Source organism: Acinetobacter sp. KB005, from assembly GCF_049949095.1.
GTDB classification, from domain to species: Bacteria; Pseudomonadota; Gammaproteobacteria; order Pseudomonadales; family Moraxellaceae; genus Acinetobacter; species Acinetobacter calcoaceticus.
The window spans coordinates 2,554,953-2,575,415 of record NZ_CP188191.1 but is presented as its reverse complement, the minus strand read 5'-3'; the positions used below and the strand labels follow the sequence as shown (position 1 = coordinate 2,575,415).

Here is a 20,463-nt window from a genome sequence, read left to right as displayed (position 1 = left end):
ATAAAATTAGAAATACATGACCCAACTGCAAATTATTCTGGCAAACAAATATTTAAAATGCCATCTAACTCATCCAAGGTATGATAATGAATAACAAGTTTACCCTTACCTTTTTGGTTATGATCAATTTTTACATTAGCGCCAAAACGCTCTGATAGTTTTTGTGTCAATTGCTCAATATCTGGTGCTACAGGCGCTTTTTCTTTCTCCTGCTTAGGCTCACTTCTATCACGCACCAATTGCTCTGTTTGACGAACTGACAATCCTTTCTCAATTACAATTTTAGCAACTTCTAATTGATCTTTACCTTTTAATGTCAAAATTGCTCGAGCATGCCCCATATCAAGCTGGCCTTGCTGCATGAAGTCTTTAATATCATCAGCTAAACTCAATAATCGCAATAAATTACTCACAGTAGTACGTGCTTTACCAACCGTGTCAGCAATTTCTTGATGACTTAAACCAAATTCATCATGAAAGCGCTGTAGAGCTATTGCTTGATCAATTGGATTTAAATCTTGGCGCTGAATGTTTTCAATTAACGCCAATGCAATTGCAACCTGATCATTTAAATCACGAACAATTGCTGGAATTTCAGTTAAGCCCGCAATTTGTGCTGCACGCCAACGACGTTCACCCGCAATGATTTCAAATGGATGAGCTTCATCATCAACTGGACGGATTACAATAGGCTGCATCACCCCATGTTTTTCAATAGACGATGCCAACTCTTGTAAATCATGCTCATGAATAAAACGACGTGGTTGATATTCACCACGTTTCAGTAAATTCACATCAACTTGTTTTAACTGTCCGTGGTCTAACGCCTGTGCTTCAAGTTGTAGTTTTTCTTTTTGAATTGAACCAAGTAATGCATCTAAACCACGTCCTTTAGCCAATCCGCGTTTTTTGATGCTCATACTTTACTTCCTTTCTTCACTTTACTTCTCTTTAACATCTCAGCTGCAAGATTTAAGTATGCAACTGCACCTTTAGAACTTTTTTCGAAATAGATAACAGGTAAACCATGTGCTGGCGCTTCTGCTAAGCGAACATTTCGTGGAACAACAGTATCATAAAGTTTTTTGCCGAAATATTGCTCTAGTTCTGCAGATACATCACGTGTTAAAGCATTTCGTGCATCGTACATCGTACGCAGTACACCAATAATCTCTAAATCGGGATTGAGTGCTTTTTGAATACGATCAATGGTCTGAGTTAAATCAGCCAAACCCTCTAGCGCATAATATTCACATTGCATTGGAATAATTACACTATCTACAGCTGCCAAAGCATTGACAGTAATCAAGCTCAAGCTTGGAGCACAATCCACAATGATATAGTCAAATGAGTTTCTGATTTCATTCAAAGCATTCTTTAGAATGAATTCACGACCTTCTTGCTCTGCGATAGCGAGCTCTACACCTGAAAGCTCACGATTAGAGCCTAGAACTTTATATCCAACTTCTGCTTTTTGAATGGCTGTTTCAATTGGAACTTCACCAAGAAGAACATCTGTAATTGAATACAAAAGATCGTTCTTTTGAATACCAGACCCCATCGTAGCATTACCTTGTGAGTCCATATCTACAAGTAATACACGTTTTTTTAATACAGCTAGAGACGCTGCAAGATTTACTGCAGTCGTTGTTTTACCAACACCACCCTTTTGGTTTGCAATCGCAATAATTTGAGCCATGGTAACCTTAATACTTTTTATTTAGATACGTTGAAGTAAAAGTAAATGACGTTGTTCATCAAGTCTTGGTACGTGCAGTTCAATCACTTTACATGAAAAGTCCTGCTTGAGCTGCTCAATTTCATCAACTGGCACTACACCTTTCATTGCTGCGATTATACTGCTCTGATGAAGGTATGGCTGAGCCGCATCTACAAAGTCCGTTAAAGAAGCAAAAGCTCGACTTGTTATGACGTCAAACTGGCCAAGCTCATCAATTGTATCTTGATTCTCAACCCGTGTTTGTACTGCCACAACGTTACTCAATTTAAGATCAGCAATAAATTGCTTCAAAAAACGAATTTTTTTACCATTAGAATCTAAAAGAACACATTGGCGTTGTGGCTGACAAAGAGCAATAATCATGCCAGGCATACCACCACCTGTACCCACATCAAGCAGTCTACCTTCAGGTAAGTCATTTAAAATACTTAGACTATCCAACAAATGCTTCACTAACATTTCTTTCGGATCACGAATTGCTGTCAGATTATATGCTTTATTCCAAAGTACCAAAGCATCTTGATACTTTAACAATAATGCCAAAGCTTCATCGCTAAGCGATAAACCTAATTTTTGACTACCCTGTTGTAACTCTTGAAAAAACGGATGCATAAACAGATAACATCTAAGTAAAATTTAAAACAAAGTATACCCATTTATGCATCGTGGAACACTAGTTAACGATTAGGGATTACACAGTTAATCGTAGAAGCCTTCACGAATTTGCAAATCTAGCTCCATTAAACGCTCAGGCGTTCCCACATCTACCCATGCACCTTTAAGTTTTTCACCAGATATTTTTTGATTCTGCATCGCTTGCTTCAACAGTGGAGCTAAAGGACGTTTACCAGGTTCCAATCCATCAAAAAGCTTAGGATGGATAACAGACACACCACTAAAAGTGAGGTTCTCACCCGTCACATCTTGATCGAATGTAAAAGTGCGTCCATCGAACAATGTAAAGTCACCTTCAGGATGCTGTTTAGGATTATCAACCAACACAAGATGTGCTAAATCATCATTTAGCTTAATATGGCGTAGGGCTTCAAAATCCATTGTGGTCCATACATCTCCATTCACCAGAATAAACGGATCTGTTCCAAGCAATGGCAAAGCATTAATAATTCCACCGGCTGTTTCTAGACCCTCATCCTCTCGTGTCCAACGGATATCCACACCAAATTGAGAGCCATCGCCTAAGCTGCTGATGAGCTTGTCGGCCAACCATGCAGAATTGATGACGATTTCGGTCACACCAATTTTCTTAAGTTTTTCAATATGCCACACAATAAGCGGTTTACCACCTACCTCAAGCAGAGGCTTTGGTGTATATAGCGTAAGTGGACGCATACGATTACCCAAGCCAGCAGCAAGAATCATTGCTTTCATTATGCTGCTACCTCGTAGTTACCATATTTCTCGATAAACTTCGGCATAACTATGTTATTTATGAATAACATAAACTCATCAAGTTCAGCATAACCACGGCTTTCTTCGATCAAATACCACATTACACGTGGTAAATCTTTTAAATAACCTGATTTACCATCGCGCTCAAACAGACGCACAAAGATGCCCAAAATTTTAATATGGCGCTGAATAGCCATTAAATCTGCATCACGCTTGAACTGCTCAAAACTACGGTTCTGTTTGGCAGAATCAGGTAATAAGTCATAAAAGACTCTAAACCATTGATACACACGCTCTGCATTCCACTGAACATAAGCATCACGAGTAATCGAGATTAGATCATAAGTATCTGCACCAATCACCGCATCCTGAAAATCAATAACTCCAAGCTCTGGTTCATTTGCAATTTTCATCAAATTACGACTGTGAAAATCACGATGTACAATCACTTGCGGCTGAGCCAATGCAGTTTTTGCTAACACATCGAAAGCATCATCAATCACCTGTTGCTGTTCCACACTCGGAGTAATCTGCAAAGATGGTAGCATCCAGTCAGTCAACAGCTTCATTTCAGTTAACAATTTCTCATAGGAGTATGCTGGAAATTGCTCCTGACCATTCACAGACTGCAAATGAATCAGCTGTTTAAAGCTTTGTTCATAATATTTATCGACTGTTTCATCATTTAATAATGTCGACAACAGCACATCACCAAAATCTTCTAATAACAGAAAACCCTGAGCTAAATCTTTCGCGACGATCTGAGGGACGCGTACACCATGGCCTGCAAAAAATTCGTCAATGGTCACAAACGGAACACAGTCTTCTTTTTCTGGAGGGGCATCCATGAGCATATACGTTTTATTTTGTAACTGGATACGCGCATAACGGCGGAAGCTTGCATCACCTGCCAAAAAAGCGATCTTAAATTGATCATTTTCAAGAACAGATGTAAGCCATGTATATATCAATTGTTCACGTTGTGTATTCATTTGCAATAAAATCTAAAACAAGCTGAGATTTTTGAAGGGTTAAGTGTAGCCACTTATAAACTTTTTCTCTATGATGCGACAATAATTAATTGTGAATTAGCATACTTGGTTAATGAGACAATGAAGCATCAGTTTAAATTTAATCCTTTAGCGACAGCTATTTTTACGCTCTTATGTGGCTCCATACAATCAAGTTATGCTGAGTCAGCTGATGTTGTCTCCAATATAGACAATAATCAACTTAAAGCGAGCATCAAAGAAGCTTACCCAGGTCAAGAATTCTTTCAACAGTATTATGTTGATAAATCGGCACCTGAGGCACAGCTTCGTGACAATAAATATTTAAGCTCGGCATTTTGCCAGGGTACATGGGTTACACCGATTAACCCGAATACCAAAGCACTAGATGCCGACAAAACGACTTCAGTCGTTACGGCTAACTATGGACATTATAATCCTGCCGGTGACTCTGTTTTAGAAGGCGACGTGGTTATTGATCAGGAAGGACGCACGGTTCGTGCTGACAAGGTTACGATTGATAAGACGCAAACCTTTGCACATGCACAAGGCCGAGTACAACTCGCTCAAGGTGGATTACTTTCACAGAGTGACGAAATTAATTACAACCTAAAAAACCAGACTGGTAATTTAGAAAATAGTTTTTATATTTCTGAACAACAACATGCCCATGGTCATGCAGGGAAAATCGAAAGAACATCGCCAAATGTCATGGTTCTTAACGATGCAACCTATACGACTTGCCCACCAGGCCAAAAACCGGGTTGGAAAATTCAGGCAAATAAAATTGAGTTAAATCAGGAAACTGGACGTGGTGTAACTCGCGGGACAAAACTGTATGTTAAAGACGTTCCTGTTCTAGCAGTTCCTTACTTTAACTTCCCGATTGATGATCGCCGAACTACAGGTATTCTCAACCCACAGTTTGGTTTCTCAAACGATGGTGGTATTGAGCTTTCTGTTCCAGTTTATTTAAACCTTGCACCTAACTATGATCTGACACTGACTCCGCGTTATTTAGCAGACCGTGGTGCAATGCTAAAAGGTGACTTTCGATACTTAACCGATGGTTTTGGTGCGGGTGAAATCTGGGGTGGCATGTTGCCATCTGACAAAGAATACGATGATAAAGATCGTAAAGATTTCCATTTCTTACATAACTGGGACATCAACGATCAATGGTCAACTAATCTCGAATATAACTACGCTTCAGATAAAGACTATTTTTCAGATTTAGATAGCAGTCCTAACTCTAAAACAGACCTAAACTTACGTAGAGCATGGGAACTTAACTACCAACATGGTATTCCGGGTTTAAAAGCTCAGCTTAAAGTCGAAGATTTCCAGACACTTGATCCAGAAATTGCGGATGTTGATAAGCCTTATGCGCGTTTACCACAATTCTTATTGAATTATGTCACAGGCAATCCATTAGGCTTGCAGTACGAGTTCAATAACGATACTGCATACTTCAAGAAATCAATTACTGATGATTCTGCTCAGGAAAGTAGTGGTACACGTATCTATAACCAGTTTGCAACGCGCTACAACTACCGCACACCAGCAGCATTTGTAATACCTGAAGTTTCCGTACGATCTATTCAAACATTCTATGATAAAGACAGTATTGCATCTCAAGGTCTAGATGGCGGTTCTGAAAATAAATCAGTAGTTGTACCTCAATTTACATTGGACACTGGACTGAATTTTGAACGTGAGGGCAAGTATTTACAAACCCTTACTCCTCGTGCATTTTATGCATATGCTCCATACAAAAACCAAGACAGTTCTCCAAACTTTGACTCAACTTCAGCATCAGTAAGTTACGATCAATTATTTAACCCTTACCGCTTCTACGGACATGACCGTCTTGAAGACAACAACTTTCTATCACTTGGCGTAAGTTATAGTCTTTTTGACACAGTTGGCTTAGAACGTTTACGTGCGAGTGTTGGTCAAAGTTATTATTTTGAAGACCGCCGTGTGACATTAAAGCAACAAGACGAGATTGATACCGAACGCAATACCGGTCCAGTTGTAAGTTTAACAAGCCAGTTAAATCAAAACTTCACTATCGCAGCCAACTCAGCATGGATGTCGAATGGTGACAACGCTCAGCGTGATTTCCAGGCTTATTATACTGGAGACAAAGGAAATCTATATAACTTAGGCTATTTCTATCGCAAAGATATTGCAGGCCGTCAAGATACTTACGATCAGGTTGTTGCATCGTTTATACAACCAATTAAAGACAATTGGCGTATTATGGGGCACGTACAATACGACATGGATAACGATGTTGCGCGTGAGATTTTATTAGGCGTTAACTATGAATCATGTTGCTGGGGTATTTCAGTCTATGGCCGCTCATACTACAACGACCTAGATGATCCAAAATCTCCAGATGTTAGTGAAAAGCGCGCCATTATGGCCGAAATTACACTAAAAGGTTTAGGTGGTTTAAACAATAAACTCGCGTCTTTACTTGAAAATCGCGTTTTAGGTTTTAACAAAATTAATCAATCTTGGACACAACGTTAATGAAGACAAAGCATCTTAAACAGTTTTTTAAAGCAACTACCCTTGCTGCCCTAATCTCTTCATCAATGCATAGTTTTGCCCAACCCGCTGATGAAGTTGTGGCAATTGTGGACAATAGCGTAATTTTAAAAAGCGATCTTCAACAAGGGATGGCAGAAGCTGCTCACGAACTACAAGCACAAAAAAAAGAGGTTCCACCTCAGCAATATTTACAATTTCAGGTGTTAGATCAATTAATCTTGCGTCAGGCACAACTTGAGCAAGTTAAGAAATATGGTATCAAACCTGATGAAAAAAGCTTAAATGAAGCTGTATTAAAAGTAGCAAGTCAATCTGGAACTAAAAGTTTAGAAGCCTTCCAGCAAAAGTTAGATGCTATGGCACCAGGGACTTATGAAAGTTTACGCGGTCGAATCGCTGAAGATTTAGCAATTAGTCGTTTGCGCCAACAACAAGTCATGTCTCGTATTAAAATTAGTGATCAAGATGTAGAAAACTTCTTAAAATCACCTCAGGGTCAAGCTGCTTTAGGCAACCAAGCACATGTAATTCATATGCGTATTGCTGGTGATAATCCACAGGAAGTTCAATCTGTGGCTCAAGAAGTACGTTCAAAGCTTGCACAAAGTAATGATATAAACGCATTGAAAAAACTTTCGACTGCAAATGTAAAAGTTGATGGTGCTGACATGGGATTCCGTCCACTTTCAGACATTCCTGCTGAACTTGCAGCACGCATTACCCCATTACAAGATGGCCAAACAACTGACTTAATTTCAGTACGTGATGGTGTACATGTTTTAAAGCTTATTGAACGCAAACAAAATGAACAAAAAGCTTTAGTACCTCAATTTCAAACTCGCCACATTCTCATTCAACCATCTGAAGTGGTCAGCCTTGAAAATGCGAAGCAAATTATTGACAATATCTATAAACGCTTAAAAGCTGGCGATGATTTTGCAACACTTGCAGCTACCTACTCTAATGATACAGGTTCAGCGCGTGATGGCGGTAGCTTAGGTTGGGTAACTCCTGGCATGATGGTACCTGAATTTGATAAGAAAATGCAGGAAATTCCTGTAGGTGAAATCAGCGAACCATTCCAAACTCAATTCGGTTGGCATATCCTACAAGTAACTGAAAAACGTGAAAAAGATATGACTCATGAATATCAAGAGCGTATGGCACGTCAAATTTTAGGTGAACGCCAGTTTAATACTGAAATCGATAGCTGGTTACGCGAAGTGCGTGCAAATGCATATGTAGAAATCAAAGATCCAAGTCTAGACAAAAAGAACTTACAGAAATAAGTTCTTTTATCATCAAAACCTGTGTTTATCGCAGGTTTTTTTTATGAATAAAATTTAACTAATAAAAAACCGGTTATATAGATAACCGGTTTCTATAAATTAAACCCTAACGGGAATTATTTATAACGATCAACCATTTTCTCTAAAGAAATTGGACGGATCTTGTCAGCATTTCCAGCTGTACCAAACGCTTCATAACGATCGATACAAATTTGCTTCATTGTATCAACTGTTTTAGCAAAGTATTTGCGTGGATCAAACTCAGATGGATTCTCAGCCAAAAATTGACGAATCGCACCAGTTGAAGCTAAACGCAAATCAGTATCAATGTTGATTTTACGTACACCGTGTTTGATTGCTTCTACAAGCTGCTCAACAGGCACACCATAAGTTTCGCCAATATTACCGCCGAACTCATTGATTACCTTTAACCATTCTTGTGGAACAGAACTCGAACCATGCATTACAAGGTGAGTATTTGGTAATGCCGCATGAATTTCTTTAATGCGGTCAATTGCCAAGATATCACCTGTAGGTGGACGCGTAAATTTATACGCACCGTGTGAAGTACCTACTGCAATTGCTAGCGCATCAACATTTGTATCAGCAACGAACTGAGTCGCTTCTTCAACAGAAGTTAGAAGTTGAGAATGGTCAAGTACACCTTCAGCACCCACACCATCTTCTTCACCAGCCATACCAGTTTCAAGGCTACCTAAACAGCCAATCTCACCTTCGACAGAAACACCACATGCATGTGCTAAAGCAACAACATTACGAGTTACATCAACATTGTATTCGTAAGATGTAGGTGTTTTACCATCTACACCTAATGAACCGTCCATCATCACTGAGCTAAAGCCAAGCTGAATTGAACGCTGACAGATATCAGGGCTTGTACCATGGTCTTGGTGCATTACCACTGGAATATGTGGCCATTCTTCAATTGCAGCCAAAATAAGATGGCGTAAGAATGGAGCGCCTGCATATTTGCGAGCTCCAGCTGATGCTTGAACAATTACAGGTGAATTGGTTGCATCCGCGGCAAGCATGATTGCGCGCATTTGTTCTAAGTTATTTACGTTAAATGCTGGTACGCCGTAGTTATGTTCAGCAGCGTGATCCAAGAGCTGGCGCATTGAAATGAGTGCCATAATATCCTCCCAGGTAGTGCGGGTTATTCTACCCTTTCATTTATTTCAATTCAGCAACAAATCACAGTATTTCAAAAAAAATCCCCGCATATGCAGGGATTTTTTAACAAAAAACAACAAATTAATGTGTTTCTGAAGCAGCAGCCTCACTTGGTGCACTACCTTCAACCACATCGGTATTCTTTTCATCTAAAACTGGCTTATCAATCGCATCAATTGCTGCTTGTTGCTCAGGTGTTACTTTGTCAGAAACAGCAGTAGAAGCTGCCGATTCTTGTCCAGCCTGAGATGCTTCATCTTTCTTAGCACAAGCAGTCAACATCATCGGTACAATTAACAGAGCAGCAAATGTAAGCTTTAAATTCATCACTATTGTCCACAGTTGGTGATTTAATGCTCGCTATTTTATTGCAGATATATGACAGTTTAATGACCTATCCATGAAAAAAGGGACTGGTAACCCAGTCCCTTCTTATTTTTTAGATAACAGTATTATTACGCACGCTCAAGTAAAACCGCGACTGCTGGCAAAGTCTTGCCTTCAACAAACTCAAGGAATGCACCGCCACCTGTAGAAATATAACCAATTTGATCAGCAACGTTATATTTATCAATCGCAGCTAAAGTATCTCCACCACCAGCAATCGAGAAACCAGCAGATTGTGCAACAGCAAGAGAAAGTGCTTTAGTACCTTCACCAAATTGATCAACTTCAAATACGCCTACAGGACCATTCCAAAGAATCGTTTTTGATGTTGTTAAAATATTTGCAAATGCTTTAGCTGTTTCCGGACCAACATCTAAAATCATATCGTTTGATGTTACATCTTCTACTTTCTTCACAACTGCTTGCGCTGCTGCTAACGAACCTAAGAAATCTTCAAAATTAATTTGTGAAGCATCAGCAACCACAACATCTGTAGGTAGTGGAACACTTACTTTCGCAGCAATTTGTTTTGCAGTTTCAACCAAGTCAGCTTCGTATAATGATTTACCAACATTGAAACCAGCAGCTGCCAAGAATGTATTTGCAATACCACCACCAACGATAAGTTGATCACAAATACTAGAAAGTGAGTTTAGAACATCAAGTTTAGTTGAAACTTTAGAACCAGCAACAATTGCAACCATCGGTTTTTCAGGAGTTTGCATTGCACGGCCAAGTGCATCTAATTCAGCTGCCAATAAAGGACCCGCTGCTGCAACAGGAGCAAAACGAGCTACACCTTCAGTAGATGCTTCTGCACGGTGAGCAGTACCAAATGCATCCATAACAAATACATCGCATAATGCAGCATATTTTTGTGCAAGATCTTGATTATTTTTCTTTTCACCATGGTTAAAGCGTACATTCTCAAGCAGTACGACTTGACCAGCATCAACTTCTACGCCATCTAGGTAATCTGTTAACAATTTCACTTCTTGGCCCAATACTTCTGTTAAATAAGCAGCGACGGGCGCAAGTGATTGTTCTGGCTTTGGCTCACCTTCAACAGGACGACCTAGATGCGAAAATACCATCACAGCCGCACCTTTTTCTAAAGCAGCTTTAATAGTTGGTAATGCCGCGCGCAAGCGAGCATCGCTAGTAATCACACCATTCTTGACAGGAACGTTTAAATCTTCACGAATAAGGACGCGTTTACCTGTTAAGTTAAGGTCAGTCATACGCTGAAAATTCATGTAAAGCTCTCTTTATGATTTTAAAAACGCGCCAATTTTAAATGATTACATCAAAAAAGGTTAGTTTTTTTGCATAAAAGCTGTAGAAAGCCCCAGTTTTGATTATGATAGAGATAGTCATTTGATATTTCATCCATTATGTCTATTCATCCAGATCCACAAATCAATCGTTTAAATGTTTTAGGGGAACCTTTAGCAAGTTGTTGTTTCGACCCTATTACTGGCTATTTTAGAAATGGCTTTTGCCACACAGCAGTCACAGACCTTGGTCAGCATACTGTATGTGCGCAAATGACCTCTGATTTCTTAAATTTTTCACAAAAAATTGGGAATGATCTTATTACCCCTTTACCAGAAGTAGATTTCCCAGGCCTAAAGCCCGGTGATTTCTGGTGTATCTGTGTAACTCGTTGGGTAGAAGCTTATCAAGCTGGTCAAGCCCCTCCCATCAAAATACATGCATGTCATCAAGCTGTATTAAGCTATGTGCCTTTAGATGTTTTAATGGAATTTGCAGTGTAATGGTACAGCCACAAATTATTTTGGCATCAAGCAGTCAAACACGCAAAGCCTTAATGGATCGCTTAGGGATTAACTATATCTGTGTTAGTCCAGATATTGATGAGAGCCCTCGGGGTGAGATCCATGCGGATGAACTTGCAAAAAGGTTGGCTTTCACAAAAGCCCAAGTAATTGCTGCACAAAACCCACATGCAATTATTATTGGTTCCGATCAAGTCGCATGGCGAGAACATGCTCCCAATGACTTCATTGGTAAACCGATGACCATTGAAAATGCCAAATTACAGTTAGCAGAAAACTCAGGTCGAACTGTCTACTTTAGTACCGCACTCAGTGTGCAATGGCTTGACGGGAATTTTGAACAAACGCTTGTTGAACACTATCAAGTTAAATTCCGAACCTTGAATCAAACTGAAATTGAACGATATATTGCATTAGATCAACCACTCCATTGTGCTGGTAGCTTTAAGTGTGAAAGTTTAGGAATTAGTTTGTTCGAAAAAATGACAGGCCAAGACCAGACGACTCTTATGGGTTTACCCATGATTCAAGTTTGCCATATTTTAAGGCAGCTTGGCCTACAGATTCCTTAATTTTAGATATTTTTATAAATAGGTTATTTCCATGACAGAACCTTTAGCAGTTTTAGGCGGTATTACTGCCGAACAATTCTTAACAGAATATTGGCAGAAAAAACCTTTGCTGGTACGTAACGGATTGCCAGAGATTGTAGGTCTTTTAGAACCGCAAGATGTGCAAGAACTTGCTTTGGAAGAACATGCGAGTGCCCGACTCATTCGCCAAAAAGATAGAAATCCAAATGAATGGCACGTCAAGTCTTCACCTCTAACTAAAGGTGACTTTCAAAAGCTACCAAAATTATGGACTATTTTAGTACAGGCGGTAGACCACTACTCTTTTGACCTTTCTGAGCTTTGGAAAAGATTTCCTTTTATTCCTCAATGGCGCCGTGACGATATTATGGTGTCTTATGCACCTAAAGGCGGTTCAGTTGGAAAACATTTTGATTTTTATGATGTGTTTTTAGTTCAAGGTCACGGACACAGACGCTGGCAATTAGGACAAATGTGCGATGTAAATACTGCATTTGTACCTAATCAACCATTAAAACTTTTACCAGAAATAGACGTACAATTTGATGAAGTTCTAGCACCAGGTGATTTACTGTATGTTCCGCCTGGAATGGCACATTATGGCGTTGCCGAAGATGATTGCTTAACTTTCTCATTTGGCTTTCGCATGCCAAACGTTGCAGGAATGATGGAACGTATTAGTGATCAATTTTCAGCTAATACTTTATTGCAAAATCCTGTTGTAGACATTGCACGCAAACAGATTAGCCAAATTGGTGAAATTAATGCAACTGAACTGAGCCACCTAAAAGACTTAGTTCTAGCTCAATTAAAAGATTCATCAACACTTGATGCCGCTATCATGTCTTACATGAGTGAACCTAAATATCCAGATAATATTCCAGAAGCTGATGAAATCGAAGCCGATGACTTGAAAGAAATTTTACACGAAGGATACGAAATTCTTTTAGAGCCAGCCTCTCGACTACTTTATACAGAACAAAACGGAACCATAAACTTTTGGGGAAATGGTGAAGTTCTATGTATAGCTGAACCCTTTGTGCAAAAATTAAAAGCGATTGCTAATGGAGAGAGCTTGCCATTTGATAACCAATTTAATGATGACGAAACACTAGAAAACGTTGCTCACTTATTAAATGAATCTATTCTGATGCTTCTACCCCCTGCAGAGTAAATGTTTTAATAAAAGTAGGTTTTTTCATGAAAGTGGAAAACCTACTTTTTAAATTAGCAAGCAAACTCAAAAATACATTCAATTATTATTCGTTAAATTTATCTAAAAAAATCTTAAATAGTATGTGGTTAAGATTATTAAACTTTAAAGAAATCTTGAAATGAGAATTAAAAATAGAAAAGCTTCATGATTAAAAAAACGGCATATTTATTACTTACTTTTGCCTTAAAATTTAAACGTTACAGTTTAAAAAAATAATATCTTTTTTCTATCAATAACAAACAATACCTTGTAAAATTAAAGATCCAGATTTTCATTAATACAGATCACAGTTCACAAGCTAATAGCAATTCATTTGTGAGAGGCTAAAAATATGTCGAAGAAAGATGACATTATTAACACCGCATTAAGACTTTTTAACTCGTATAGCTACAATTCTATAGGTGTGGATCGCATCATTAATGAATCTGGCGTTGCAAAAATGACTTTCTACAAGCATTTTCCATCAAAAGAAAAATTAATTGAAGAATGTCTACTTCTACGAAACACGCTTTTACAGAACTCTCTTACCTCGGCCTTATCAAAACATGATGAGTTAGACCCTCTTGCGAGAATTAAAGCAGTATTTTTATGGTATTCCGACTGGTTTAATAGTGAAGATTTTAATGGCTGTATGTTTCAAAAAGCTTTGGAAGAGGTTTTAAAACAATATCCGTCAACGCATCAACCTGCCACTTTGTATAAAGCTTGGTTGACTCAACTCATGCAAAACCTTCTCAACCAATATGATGTAAAAGAACCAGGTCCTTTATCTTTACTACTCGTTAATATATTGGAAGGTATGACCATTCAAGCTCAGGTCGAGCATGGCTCAATAAAAATTTATGATTATTGGAATCGAGTTGAAAAATTAATCGACTTTGAAAGAGCTGCTTAAAAATAAAGCGTGACATTCTTCTTCTTATATTAATATTCTTCTTATCTATCACGCTGCGTCTGAAAGTCATTTTGGTTCAAAATTAGACGTTTTTTTCGACCTTACTAAACCAAAATATACAGACCTGTCTGTACAAAACAGATTATATATTTAAAAAATAAAAACTCAATCATTTTTTTTGTTTCATTCAAAGATAAATTAGATTTAACTATTTATCGGAATGAAATAAGGCTTATTTCACGTTGGCTTCAATTCACTTATACTTAACAATTAAACTTATAACACAATGCAACATTTTAAACACAAAAGAAATACAAACAACTGTTTTTAATTAAAAATACTACTTATTTATCAGTTCCCCTTATATTGCTTTTCAACAAAAACAATTGGATTGATTAGTTTTGCTACATTCATTTCAGCAAGATCAATCTATACTATGCCCGCTATATTGATATAGGTATAAAGTATGAAAGATGGACTCCAAATTGAAGAAATGAAAAATGCGGCTGATTCAGTCGTGGGAATTCTAAAATCTTTGGCTAATACAGATCGTTTATTAATTTTATGTCACTTAGCTTACGAGGAGCTAAATGTTTCACAGATTGAAGAGAAGACCCAAATTACACAGCCCACTCTTTCACAACAGCTTATGATGTTACGTAAAAGTGATGTTGTATCAACTCGTCGTGATGGCAAGCAAATTTTTTATTCTATTAAGGATGACAATATGCATTCAATTTTAAATACGCTTCATCAGCTGTACTGTGCAAGTAAATAATATTTTTAAATTATAATTTTATAATAATAGTAGTAATTTCCTGAAATATGCGATTTTTCAGCTTGAAAGCTTAGAGCCTAGTCGAAGCACAAAGTTTTGAAAATTCGCGTAGCTTTTCCAAAGCCTCACCGATGCCATTTAATCTGTTATCAATTTATTTCTTCGGAGTTCATTCGGCACTTTCACTCCTTTTGATATAATTCATTTACTTGACGAACAATTAACAAGCAAAGCCTCCAATAAAAAAATTTAAAATTTAAAATTAACCAAAACTAAAACAATGACTTAATATTACCATCTACTATAAAAATCTCTAGTTAGCATAAAAAAGCTTAAGATTCCCATAACTTAAGTATAAAATACTCCGCTTGTTCAACCTTTAGCCACGAATAGGTTAATAAGGTCTTTATATGCTTGAATTCCTTTCTCGATTAAGCTTGGTAGCCAAGATTATTATCGCCATTATTTTAGGTATTGGCGTTGCATTACTATTTCCAGACATTACGCCATATTTAAGTTTATTTGGTGAGCTTTTTATTAAAGCATTAAAGTCTGTTGCCCCTATTTTAGTCTTTGTATTAGTACTTTCTTCTATTGCCAACTTTCAGGTAGGCCATAGTGCGAATTTACGTCCAATCATGATTTTATACGTAGTAGGTATGTTGCTTGCTGCTTTCACAGCTGTGATTGTTAGTCTTTCTTTTCCTAGTACTTTGTTCCTCAACACTGTTTCACACAATGATTTGCAAGCACCAGGCAGTTTAGCTGACATTCTGAAAAATTTGCTTTTAAGCTTTATTGCTAACCCTGTTCAAGCCATTAGTGAAGCAAACTTTATCGGTATTTTAGCTTGGGCAATTGGCCTTGGTTTAGCGATGCGCCATAGCTCAGACACCACAAAACAAGTCATGCAGGATGTTGCACATGCTGTTAGTGCTATTATTCATAAAGTAATTGCTTTTGCACCTGTCGGTATTTTCGGTTTAGTTGCAGTGACTTTTGCAGATGCTGGTCTCGCAACACTTGAAAGTTATGCGCAATTATTAGTAGTACTGTTAGGTACGATGTTCTTTGTTGCTTTAGTTATCAATCCAATTCTTGTTGCGCTTACTATACGTGGGAATCCATATCCTCTCGTGTTTAAATGCCTTAAAGAAAGTGGGATTACTGCTTTCTTCACACGAAGCTCAGCAGCCAACATTCCAGTTAACTTAGATTTAGCAGAGCGCTTAGGCGTTAATCCATCAACAGCAAGCGTCTCTATTCCATTAGGTGCGACAGTAAATATGGCTGGTGCAGCAGTGACAATTACTGTACTCACACTAGCAACTGTACATACGCTTGGAATTCATGTTGATTTTGCAACAATGCTCATCTTATCAGTTGTTGCTACAATTTCAGCTTGCGGTGCTTCTGGTGTAGCTGGTGGTTCTTTACTTCTAATTCCAGTAGCTTGTAGTTTATTTGGCATTTCAACTGAAATTGCTATGCAAGTAGTGGCTATTGGTATGATTATTAGTGTATTGCAAGACTCTACAGAAACAGCTCTTAACTCTTCTACGGACGTTTTATTTACCGCAGCTGTAGATATTCGTTCTAAACAAACTTCCTAAACAAAATGCCATTTCAGCGTCTACCAAACTGGTTCCAACTTGGGGCCTTTTTACTGGCATTCAATGCTGGAATGATTAATGTATTAGGGCTAATTACCCTTTTGCATCAATCTATTTCACATATGACTGGCAACGTTAGTATGCTAGCTATGAGTTTGGTAGAGTGGCAACCAGAACATATCATTTTCTTGCTTCTGGTGATCATTTGTTATGTTTGCGGTTCATTTTATAGTGGTTTTATTTTAGGCAGCAGCCATTTTCGTCTAGGTCGACGCTATGGCTTACCTTTGAGTCTTGTTGCTTTATTCATTTTTCTTTGTTGGCTATTACTTCCTTATTTTCCACGCTATGGATTATTATGGGCTTGTACAGCGATGGGCCTACAAAATGCAATGGTGAGCCATTATAAAGGAACCATTATTCGAACTACCCATCTATCTGGCGTTTTAACAGATATTGGTTTAGCACTTGGATATAAAGCTAGAGGCTTACAGGTAGAAAACCGGCGTATAGTTTTACACTTACTAATTTTTGCAGGTTTTCTGCTGGGTGGAATTCTCGCCGCGCTGGTACATCCGCAATTAAAGTTACAAGCATTTTTATTGCCAGCAACTTTAAGCTTAGTCTTAAGTATTTCTTACTGGCTAGTTTACTTCTATAGCCCTTCAACTTCACATAAGGATTAAGTCATGGTTAAAAATGCCTTACAAGCCCAGCTACTAAAAGCTGGGTTAGTGGATAATAAAAAAGCAAAAAAATTAACAAAACAAGCTCATCACGAACAACGTATCGGCCAAAGTAATGAGGCCGAAATCAAAGCGAATATTGAAAAAGCTCAACAAGAAAAGTTAGCTAAAGATCAGGCTTTAAACTTAGAAAAACAACAACAACTTGAGGAAAAAGCCCTCAAAGCATCAATCATTCAAATGATTAAACATCATAAAATTTCAAATACTGATGGTGATAGTGTTTATCAATTTATTGATGAGAGTAAGATCAAGAAAGTATATATTTCTCAGCAAGTATATAATGCCCTTGTTTCAGGCAGTCTAGTCATTGCTAAAGATCAAAATCAATATGCTTACTTACCTAAAGCATTAGCTGAAAAAATTGATCAGAAGATGAAAGGTTTTATTTTATTGAACAATGCTGAGTCGAATGAACAGACTACAGATGAAGAAGATCCATATGCAGCTTATGTTATTCCTGATGATTTAATGTGGTAAGACATACAAGGGCCTTTATAATGCAAATATAAAGGCCTTTTTCAAATGGCTTTAAAAAGTGTTAATTTAACAATTGTTCAAAATAGTAAGAAAAAATACTTAAAGAATAAATTCCTTCACCACTTTATCTACTAATCCCGATATAATAAATCATAATTTTTTAAGTCTTCGCGACATTCTTGAAGATTTCTTCAGGCATCCAAATTTACGTCATGTACGAATGAATGACGTACAACATAATCAGTTCATGTGTATTTGTGCATATTCAAAAGATCGAAAACCGAAGTGATATTGATCTAACTGACTTTTTTGTAAATTTAATTGCAAAGACTTAATTAAGTGGCTTTTGTCTTAAAGGTAGTAATTCATGCTGAAGTGGTTTGAAAAACTTGTAGATCCCTACCCAACAAAAGGTCTGGATGAACCTTTACCGACTCGTTTTTTTCCATTTGTCTGGCAAGCAACGGAAGGCTTACGCCCATACTTATTCTTACTTATTCTTTTTACAGCAGGTGCGGCAAGCTTTGAAGCCTTACTTTTTTCAAAGATTGGACAACTCGTAGATTGGTTAAGTAGTAGTCGCCCTGAAAGTTTTTTAAGTCAGCACACGACTGATTTACTACTTTTAATTGGTGTTTTATTTACCAATATCTTTTTTGTAAATATTCAATCTATTGTAAAACATCAGATTTTATATAGTACTTTTCCAATGCGTTTGCGCTGGCGTTTTCATAATCTTTTATTGAAACAAAGCTTAGATTTTTTTCATAACGACTTTGCTGGTCGACTTTCTGCAAAAGTTATGCAAACGGCTCTAGCCATTCGTGAATTCTGGATTATTTTGGGCGATATGTTGGCTTATGTCGCTATTTACTTTATTACCGTTAGTATTGTTCTGGGCTCAATTTCAACAATTTTGCTAATACCACTTTTAGTTTGGTTAACCTTATTCTTATTAAGTGCTTGGTTCTTTATTCCACGTTTAAGTAAAGTATCTCAGCAGCAAGCCGATGCTAGATCAATTATGACTGGCCGTGTTACCGACGCTTATACCAACATTCAAACTGTTAAATTGTTTGCACATGCTGGACGTGAGAGCCAATATGCAAAAGCATCAATGAAAGAGTTTATGACAACAGTCTATGCTCAGATGCGTTTAGGCACTCTTTTTGAAATAAGTATCAACATGCTATCAGCCGTCTTATTTATTGGGGTTATTGGCACCTCAGTTTGGCTATGGACTCAAGGTTTAGCAGCATTAGGTGTAATTGCAGCGACTACTGCCATGATTTTAAAACTTAATAGTATGGCTGAGTTTATGATGTGGCATATGTCCGCATTATTTGAAAATGTTGGAACCATTCAAGATGGTATGCAAACATTAGGTAAAAAAATTAATATTCAAGACAAACCTGATGCAAAAACACTTGAAGTAAGCCAAGGCGAGATTGTATTTAAAGATGTTAGCTTTGCTTATAACAATAAAAATGTGATTAATCACTTCAACTTAAAAATTAAAGCTGGTGAAAAGATAGGAATTGTTGGACGTTCTGGAGCAGGCAAATCTACGCTTATTCAGTTGCTTTTACATTTTTATCATCTTAAGCAAGGTGCAATTTTAATTGATGGGCAAAATATTGAAGATGTGACTCAAGATAGTCTAAGAGCGAATATTGCTTTAGTAACACAAGATACGTCTTTATTACATCGCTCAGTCGCTGAAAATATTAAGTATGGACGTCCAGATGCATCTGATGCCGATATGAAAAATGCTGTAAAGAAAGCAAAAGCCGCCGAATTTATACCTCAATTGGTAGATCTAAAGGGTCGTAATGGATATGACGCCCAAGTAGGTGAACGTGGTGTAAAACTTTCTGGCGGTCAAAGACAGCGTATTGCTATTGCACGTGTATTTTTAAAAGATGCCCCTATTCTCATTTTAGATGAAGCCACTAGTGCTTTAGATTCAGAAGTTGAAGCAGCTATCCAGTCAAGTTTAAATGACCTTATGGTTGATAAAACTGTTATTGCAATTGCACACCGATTATCTACTATTGCACAAATGGATCGTTTAATTGTTCTTGACGAAGGCCAAATCGCTGAGCAAGGAACACATGAAGAGTTAATTGCGCAAAATGGAATATATGCACAATTATGGAAACGTCAAACAGGCGGCTTCCTAATTGAACAAAAAGTTTTACAGGGTCAAGATTAATGCTTTATTTAGAAGATTTGAAAATTGGTGATCGTTTTATTAGTCGTGAATATGAAATCACCTTAGATGAAATCAAAAAATTTGCAAATTCCTATGACCCTCAAACATTTCACTTAGATGAAGAGCAAGCTAAGCATGATCCTATTTTTCAAGGGATTGCTGCCAGTGGTTGGCACACTTCTGCCATCACTATGCGTTTATGGACAGAATGCATGCCTATTCATGGAGGCTTGATAGGTTCAGAATCTAGTTTGCGGTGGCCACGCCCCACTCGACCGGGTGATAGAATTCATGTTGAAACTGAAATTTCAGCTATCACCCCATCCAAAACAAAATTAGATCGTGGTATTGTAAGTTACGTTACACAAGCCTTAAATCAACATGGGGATGTCTTACTTATTTCAACAACAAAAATTGTTGTCTTTAAAAAGAATGTTTAAAAATGGTTAATATGATTGTCTAACAGTTTTTATAAACTCAGATTATATTTCATGACAAGATGTGTAAGAAATGCATGTGAAAAATTGATGAGAGC

20 protein-coding genes are annotated in these 20,463 nt (G+C 37.6%); 12 read left to right on the top strand and 8 right to left on the bottom strand.

Features of this window, described 5'->3' with window-relative positions:
- Positions 1-32 precede the first annotated feature (32 nt).
- From ACPF64_RS12380 to ACPF64_RS12360, 5 genes are all read right to left on the bottom strand, one after another.
- Positions 33-920: a ParB/RepB/Spo0J family partition protein gene (locus ACPF64_RS12380; protein ID WP_016138313.1), complete on the bottom strand. Its 888-nt coding sequence runs from the start codon at positions 918-920 to the stop codon at positions 33-35.
- Positions 917-1,699: a ParA family protein gene (locus ACPF64_RS12375; protein WP_003651453.1), complete on the bottom strand. Its 783-nt coding sequence runs from the start codon at positions 1,697-1,699 to the stop codon at positions 917-919. The genes ACPF64_RS12380 and ACPF64_RS12375 overlap by 4 nt, the downstream gene beginning before the upstream one ends.
- A gap of 21 nt (positions 1,700-1,720) precedes the next feature.
- Positions 1,721-2,353 carry a 16S rRNA (guanine(527)-N(7))-methyltransferase RsmG gene (gene rsmG, locus ACPF64_RS12370; protein ID WP_426453573.1) on the bottom strand — a complete coding sequence of 211 codons (633 nt, stop codon included), beginning with the start codon at positions 2,351-2,353 and terminating at the stop codon, positions 1,721-1,723.
- Between the two features lie 87 nt (positions 2,354-2,440).
- Positions 2,441-3,130 carry an N-acetylmuramate alpha-1-phosphate uridylyltransferase MurU gene (gene murU, locus ACPF64_RS12365; protein WP_426453571.1) on the bottom strand — a complete coding sequence of 230 codons (690 nt, stop codon included), beginning with the start codon at positions 3,128-3,130 and terminating at the stop codon, positions 2,441-2,443.
- Positions 3,130-4,143 (bottom strand): aminoglycoside phosphotransferase family protein, encoded by a 1,014-nt coding sequence (locus ACPF64_RS12360; RefSeq protein WP_426453569.1) that lies wholly within the window; start codon positions 4,141-4,143, stop codon positions 3,130-3,132. Before ACPF64_RS12360 ends, murU begins: the two co-directional genes overlap by 1 nt.
- 120 nt (positions 4,144-4,263) lie before the next feature.
- On the opposite strand from ACPF64_RS12360, the gene ACPF64_RS12355 reads away from it, so the two are divergent.
- The gene (locus ACPF64_RS12355; RefSeq protein ID WP_426453567.1) at positions 4,264-6,702 is read left to right on the top strand and encodes an LPS-assembly protein LptD; all 2,439 of its coding nucleotides are present in this window, start codon (positions 4,264-4,266) and stop codon (positions 6,700-6,702) included.
- Positions 6,702-8,012, top strand: a complete 1,311-nt coding sequence (locus ACPF64_RS12350; RefSeq protein WP_005041126.1) for a peptidylprolyl isomerase — start codon at positions 6,702-6,704, stop codon at positions 8,010-8,012. The genes ACPF64_RS12355 and ACPF64_RS12350 overlap by 1 nt, the downstream gene beginning before the upstream one ends.
- A 116-nt stretch (positions 8,013-8,128) precedes the next feature.
- Here the strand turns inward: ACPF64_RS12350 and fba are convergent, their stop codons facing one another.
- The 3 genes from fba to ACPF64_RS12335 all read right to left on the bottom strand — a co-directional run bounded on the left by fba (position 8,129) and on the right by ACPF64_RS12335 (position 10,849).
- Positions 8,129-9,166 (bottom strand): class II fructose-bisphosphate aldolase, encoded by a 1,038-nt coding sequence (gene fba, locus ACPF64_RS12345; RefSeq protein WP_005304678.1) that lies wholly within the window; start codon positions 9,164-9,166, stop codon positions 8,129-8,131.
- A 121-nt stretch (positions 9,167-9,287) separates the two neighbouring features.
- Complete coding sequence (locus ACPF64_RS12340; protein ID WP_017390556.1) at positions 9,288-9,533, bottom strand: hypothetical protein; 246 nt, start codon at positions 9,531-9,533, stop codon at positions 9,288-9,290.
- A gap of 128 nt (positions 9,534-9,661) precedes the next feature.
- Entirely contained in the window at positions 9,662-10,849 is a 1,188-nt protein-coding gene (locus ACPF64_RS12335; protein WP_426453564.1) for a phosphoglycerate kinase, read from the bottom strand.
- 138 nt (positions 10,850-10,987) lie between these two features.
- Between ACPF64_RS12335 and ACPF64_RS12330 the strand changes: the two genes are divergently transcribed.
- From ACPF64_RS12330 to ACPF64_RS12285, 10 genes are all read left to right on the top strand, one after another.
- Complete coding sequence (locus tag ACPF64_RS12330) at positions 10,988-11,371, top strand: DUF2237 family protein (protein ID WP_003651438.1); 384 nt, start codon at positions 10,988-10,990, stop codon at positions 11,369-11,371.
- Positions 11,371-11,964 carry a Maf family protein gene (locus ACPF64_RS12325; protein ID WP_426453561.1) on the top strand — a complete coding sequence of 198 codons (594 nt, stop codon included), beginning with the start codon at positions 11,371-11,373 and terminating at the stop codon, positions 11,962-11,964. The genes ACPF64_RS12330 and ACPF64_RS12325 overlap by 1 nt, the downstream gene beginning before the upstream one ends.
- Before the next feature lie 31 nt (positions 11,965-11,995).
- Positions 11,996-13,159: a JmjC domain-containing protein gene (locus ACPF64_RS12320; protein ID WP_426453559.1), complete on the top strand. Its 1,164-nt coding sequence runs from the start codon at positions 11,996-11,998 to the stop codon at positions 13,157-13,159.
- A 373-nt stretch (positions 13,160-13,532) separates the two neighbouring features.
- Entirely contained in the window at positions 13,533-14,096 is a 564-nt protein-coding gene (locus ACPF64_RS12315; protein ID WP_003651435.1) for a TetR/AcrR family transcriptional regulator, read from the top strand.
- 466 nt (positions 14,097-14,562) lie between these two features.
- Complete coding sequence (locus tag ACPF64_RS12310; protein WP_002121379.1) at positions 14,563-14,874, top strand: ArsR/SmtB family transcription factor; 312 nt, start codon at positions 14,563-14,565, stop codon at positions 14,872-14,874.
- A gap of 410 nt (positions 14,875-15,284) precedes the next feature.
- A complete protein-coding gene (gene sstT / locus ACPF64_RS12305; RefSeq protein WP_426453556.1) occupies positions 15,285-16,487 on the top strand; it encodes a serine/threonine transporter SstT in 1,203 nt (400 codons plus the stop codon).
- 5 nt (positions 16,488-16,492) lie between these two features.
- Positions 16,493-17,173, top strand: coding sequence for a YoaK family protein (locus tag ACPF64_RS12300; protein ID WP_426453554.1), 681 nt, complete (start codon positions 16,493-16,495; stop codon positions 17,171-17,173).
- A gap of 3 nt (positions 17,174-17,176) precedes the next feature.
- Positions 17,177-17,713 (top strand): DUF2058 domain-containing protein, encoded by a 537-nt coding sequence (locus ACPF64_RS12295; RefSeq protein WP_003651432.1) that lies wholly within the window; start codon positions 17,177-17,179, stop codon positions 17,711-17,713.
- Positions 17,714-18,080: 367 nt separating this feature from the next.
- The gene (locus tag ACPF64_RS12290; protein WP_005041140.1) at positions 18,081-19,928 is read left to right on the top strand and encodes an ABC transporter ATP-binding protein; all 1,848 of its coding nucleotides are present in this window, start codon (positions 18,081-18,083) and stop codon (positions 19,926-19,928) included.
- Positions 19,928-20,368: a MaoC family dehydratase gene (locus tag ACPF64_RS12285; protein ID WP_426453551.1), complete on the top strand. Its 441-nt coding sequence runs from the start codon at positions 19,928-19,930 to the stop codon at positions 20,366-20,368. Before ACPF64_RS12290 ends, ACPF64_RS12285 begins: the two co-directional genes overlap by 1 nt.
- Positions 20,369-20,463: the final 95 nt, after the last annotated feature.

What these genes read in the sequence shown, in the direction of transcription:
- ACPF64_RS12380 (WP_016138313.1), bottom strand. Translation starts at nt 920, where the DNA reads ATGAGCATCAAAAAACGCGGATTGGCTAAAGGACGTGGTTTAGATGCA.
- ACPF64_RS12375 (WP_003651453.1), bottom strand. Translation starts at nt 1,699, where the DNA reads ATGGCTCAAATTATTGCGATTGCAAACCAAAAGGGTGGTGTTGGTAAA.
- rsmG (WP_426453573.1), bottom strand. Translation starts at nt 2,353, where the DNA reads ATGCATCCGTTTTTTCAAGAGTTACAACAGGGTAGTCAAAAATTAGGT.
- murU (WP_426453571.1), bottom strand. Translation starts at nt 3,130, where the DNA reads ATGAAAGCAATGATTCTTGCTGCTGGCTTGGGTAATCGTATGCGTCCA.
- ACPF64_RS12360 (WP_426453569.1), bottom strand. Translation starts at nt 4,143, where the DNA reads ATGAATACACAACGTGAACAATTGATATATACATGGCTTACATCTGTT.
- ACPF64_RS12355 (WP_426453567.1), top strand. Translation starts at nt 4,264, where the DNA reads ATGAAGCATCAGTTTAAATTTAATCCTTTAGCGACAGCTATTTTTACG.
- ACPF64_RS12350 (WP_005041126.1), top strand. Translation starts at nt 6,702, where the DNA reads ATGAAGACAAAGCATCTTAAACAGTTTTTTAAAGCAACTACCCTTGCT.
- fba (WP_005304678.1), bottom strand. Translation starts at nt 9,166, where the DNA reads ATGGCACTCATTTCAATGCGCCAGCTCTTGGATCACGCTGCTGAACAT.
- ACPF64_RS12340 (WP_017390556.1), bottom strand. Translation starts at nt 9,533, where the DNA reads ATGAATTTAAAGCTTACATTTGCTGCTCTGTTAATTGTACCGATGATG.
- ACPF64_RS12335 (WP_426453564.1), bottom strand. Translation starts at nt 10,849, where the DNA reads ATGAATTTTCAGCGTATGACTGACCTTAACTTAACAGGTAAACGCGTC.
- ACPF64_RS12330 (WP_003651438.1), top strand. Translation starts at nt 10,988, where the DNA reads ATGTCTATTCATCCAGATCCACAAATCAATCGTTTAAATGTTTTAGGG.
- ACPF64_RS12325 (WP_426453561.1), top strand. Translation starts at nt 11,371, where the DNA reads ATGGTACAGCCACAAATTATTTTGGCATCAAGCAGTCAAACACGCAAA.
- ACPF64_RS12320 (WP_426453559.1), top strand. Translation starts at nt 11,996, where the DNA reads ATGACAGAACCTTTAGCAGTTTTAGGCGGTATTACTGCCGAACAATTC.
- ACPF64_RS12315 (WP_003651435.1), top strand. Translation starts at nt 13,533, where the DNA reads ATGTCGAAGAAAGATGACATTATTAACACCGCATTAAGACTTTTTAAC.
- ACPF64_RS12310 (WP_002121379.1), top strand. Translation starts at nt 14,563, where the DNA reads ATGAAAGATGGACTCCAAATTGAAGAAATGAAAAATGCGGCTGATTCA.
- sstT (WP_426453556.1), top strand. Translation starts at nt 15,285, where the DNA reads ATGCTTGAATTCCTTTCTCGATTAAGCTTGGTAGCCAAGATTATTATC.
- ACPF64_RS12300 (WP_426453554.1), top strand. Translation starts at nt 16,493, where the DNA reads ATGCCATTTCAGCGTCTACCAAACTGGTTCCAACTTGGGGCCTTTTTA.
- ACPF64_RS12295 (WP_003651432.1), top strand. Translation starts at nt 17,177, where the DNA reads ATGGTTAAAAATGCCTTACAAGCCCAGCTACTAAAAGCTGGGTTAGTG.
- ACPF64_RS12290 (WP_005041140.1), top strand. Translation starts at nt 18,081, where the DNA reads ATGCTGAAGTGGTTTGAAAAACTTGTAGATCCCTACCCAACAAAAGGT.
- ACPF64_RS12285 (WP_426453551.1), top strand. Translation starts at nt 19,928, where the DNA reads ATGCTTTATTTAGAAGATTTGAAAATTGGTGATCGTTTTATTAGTCGT.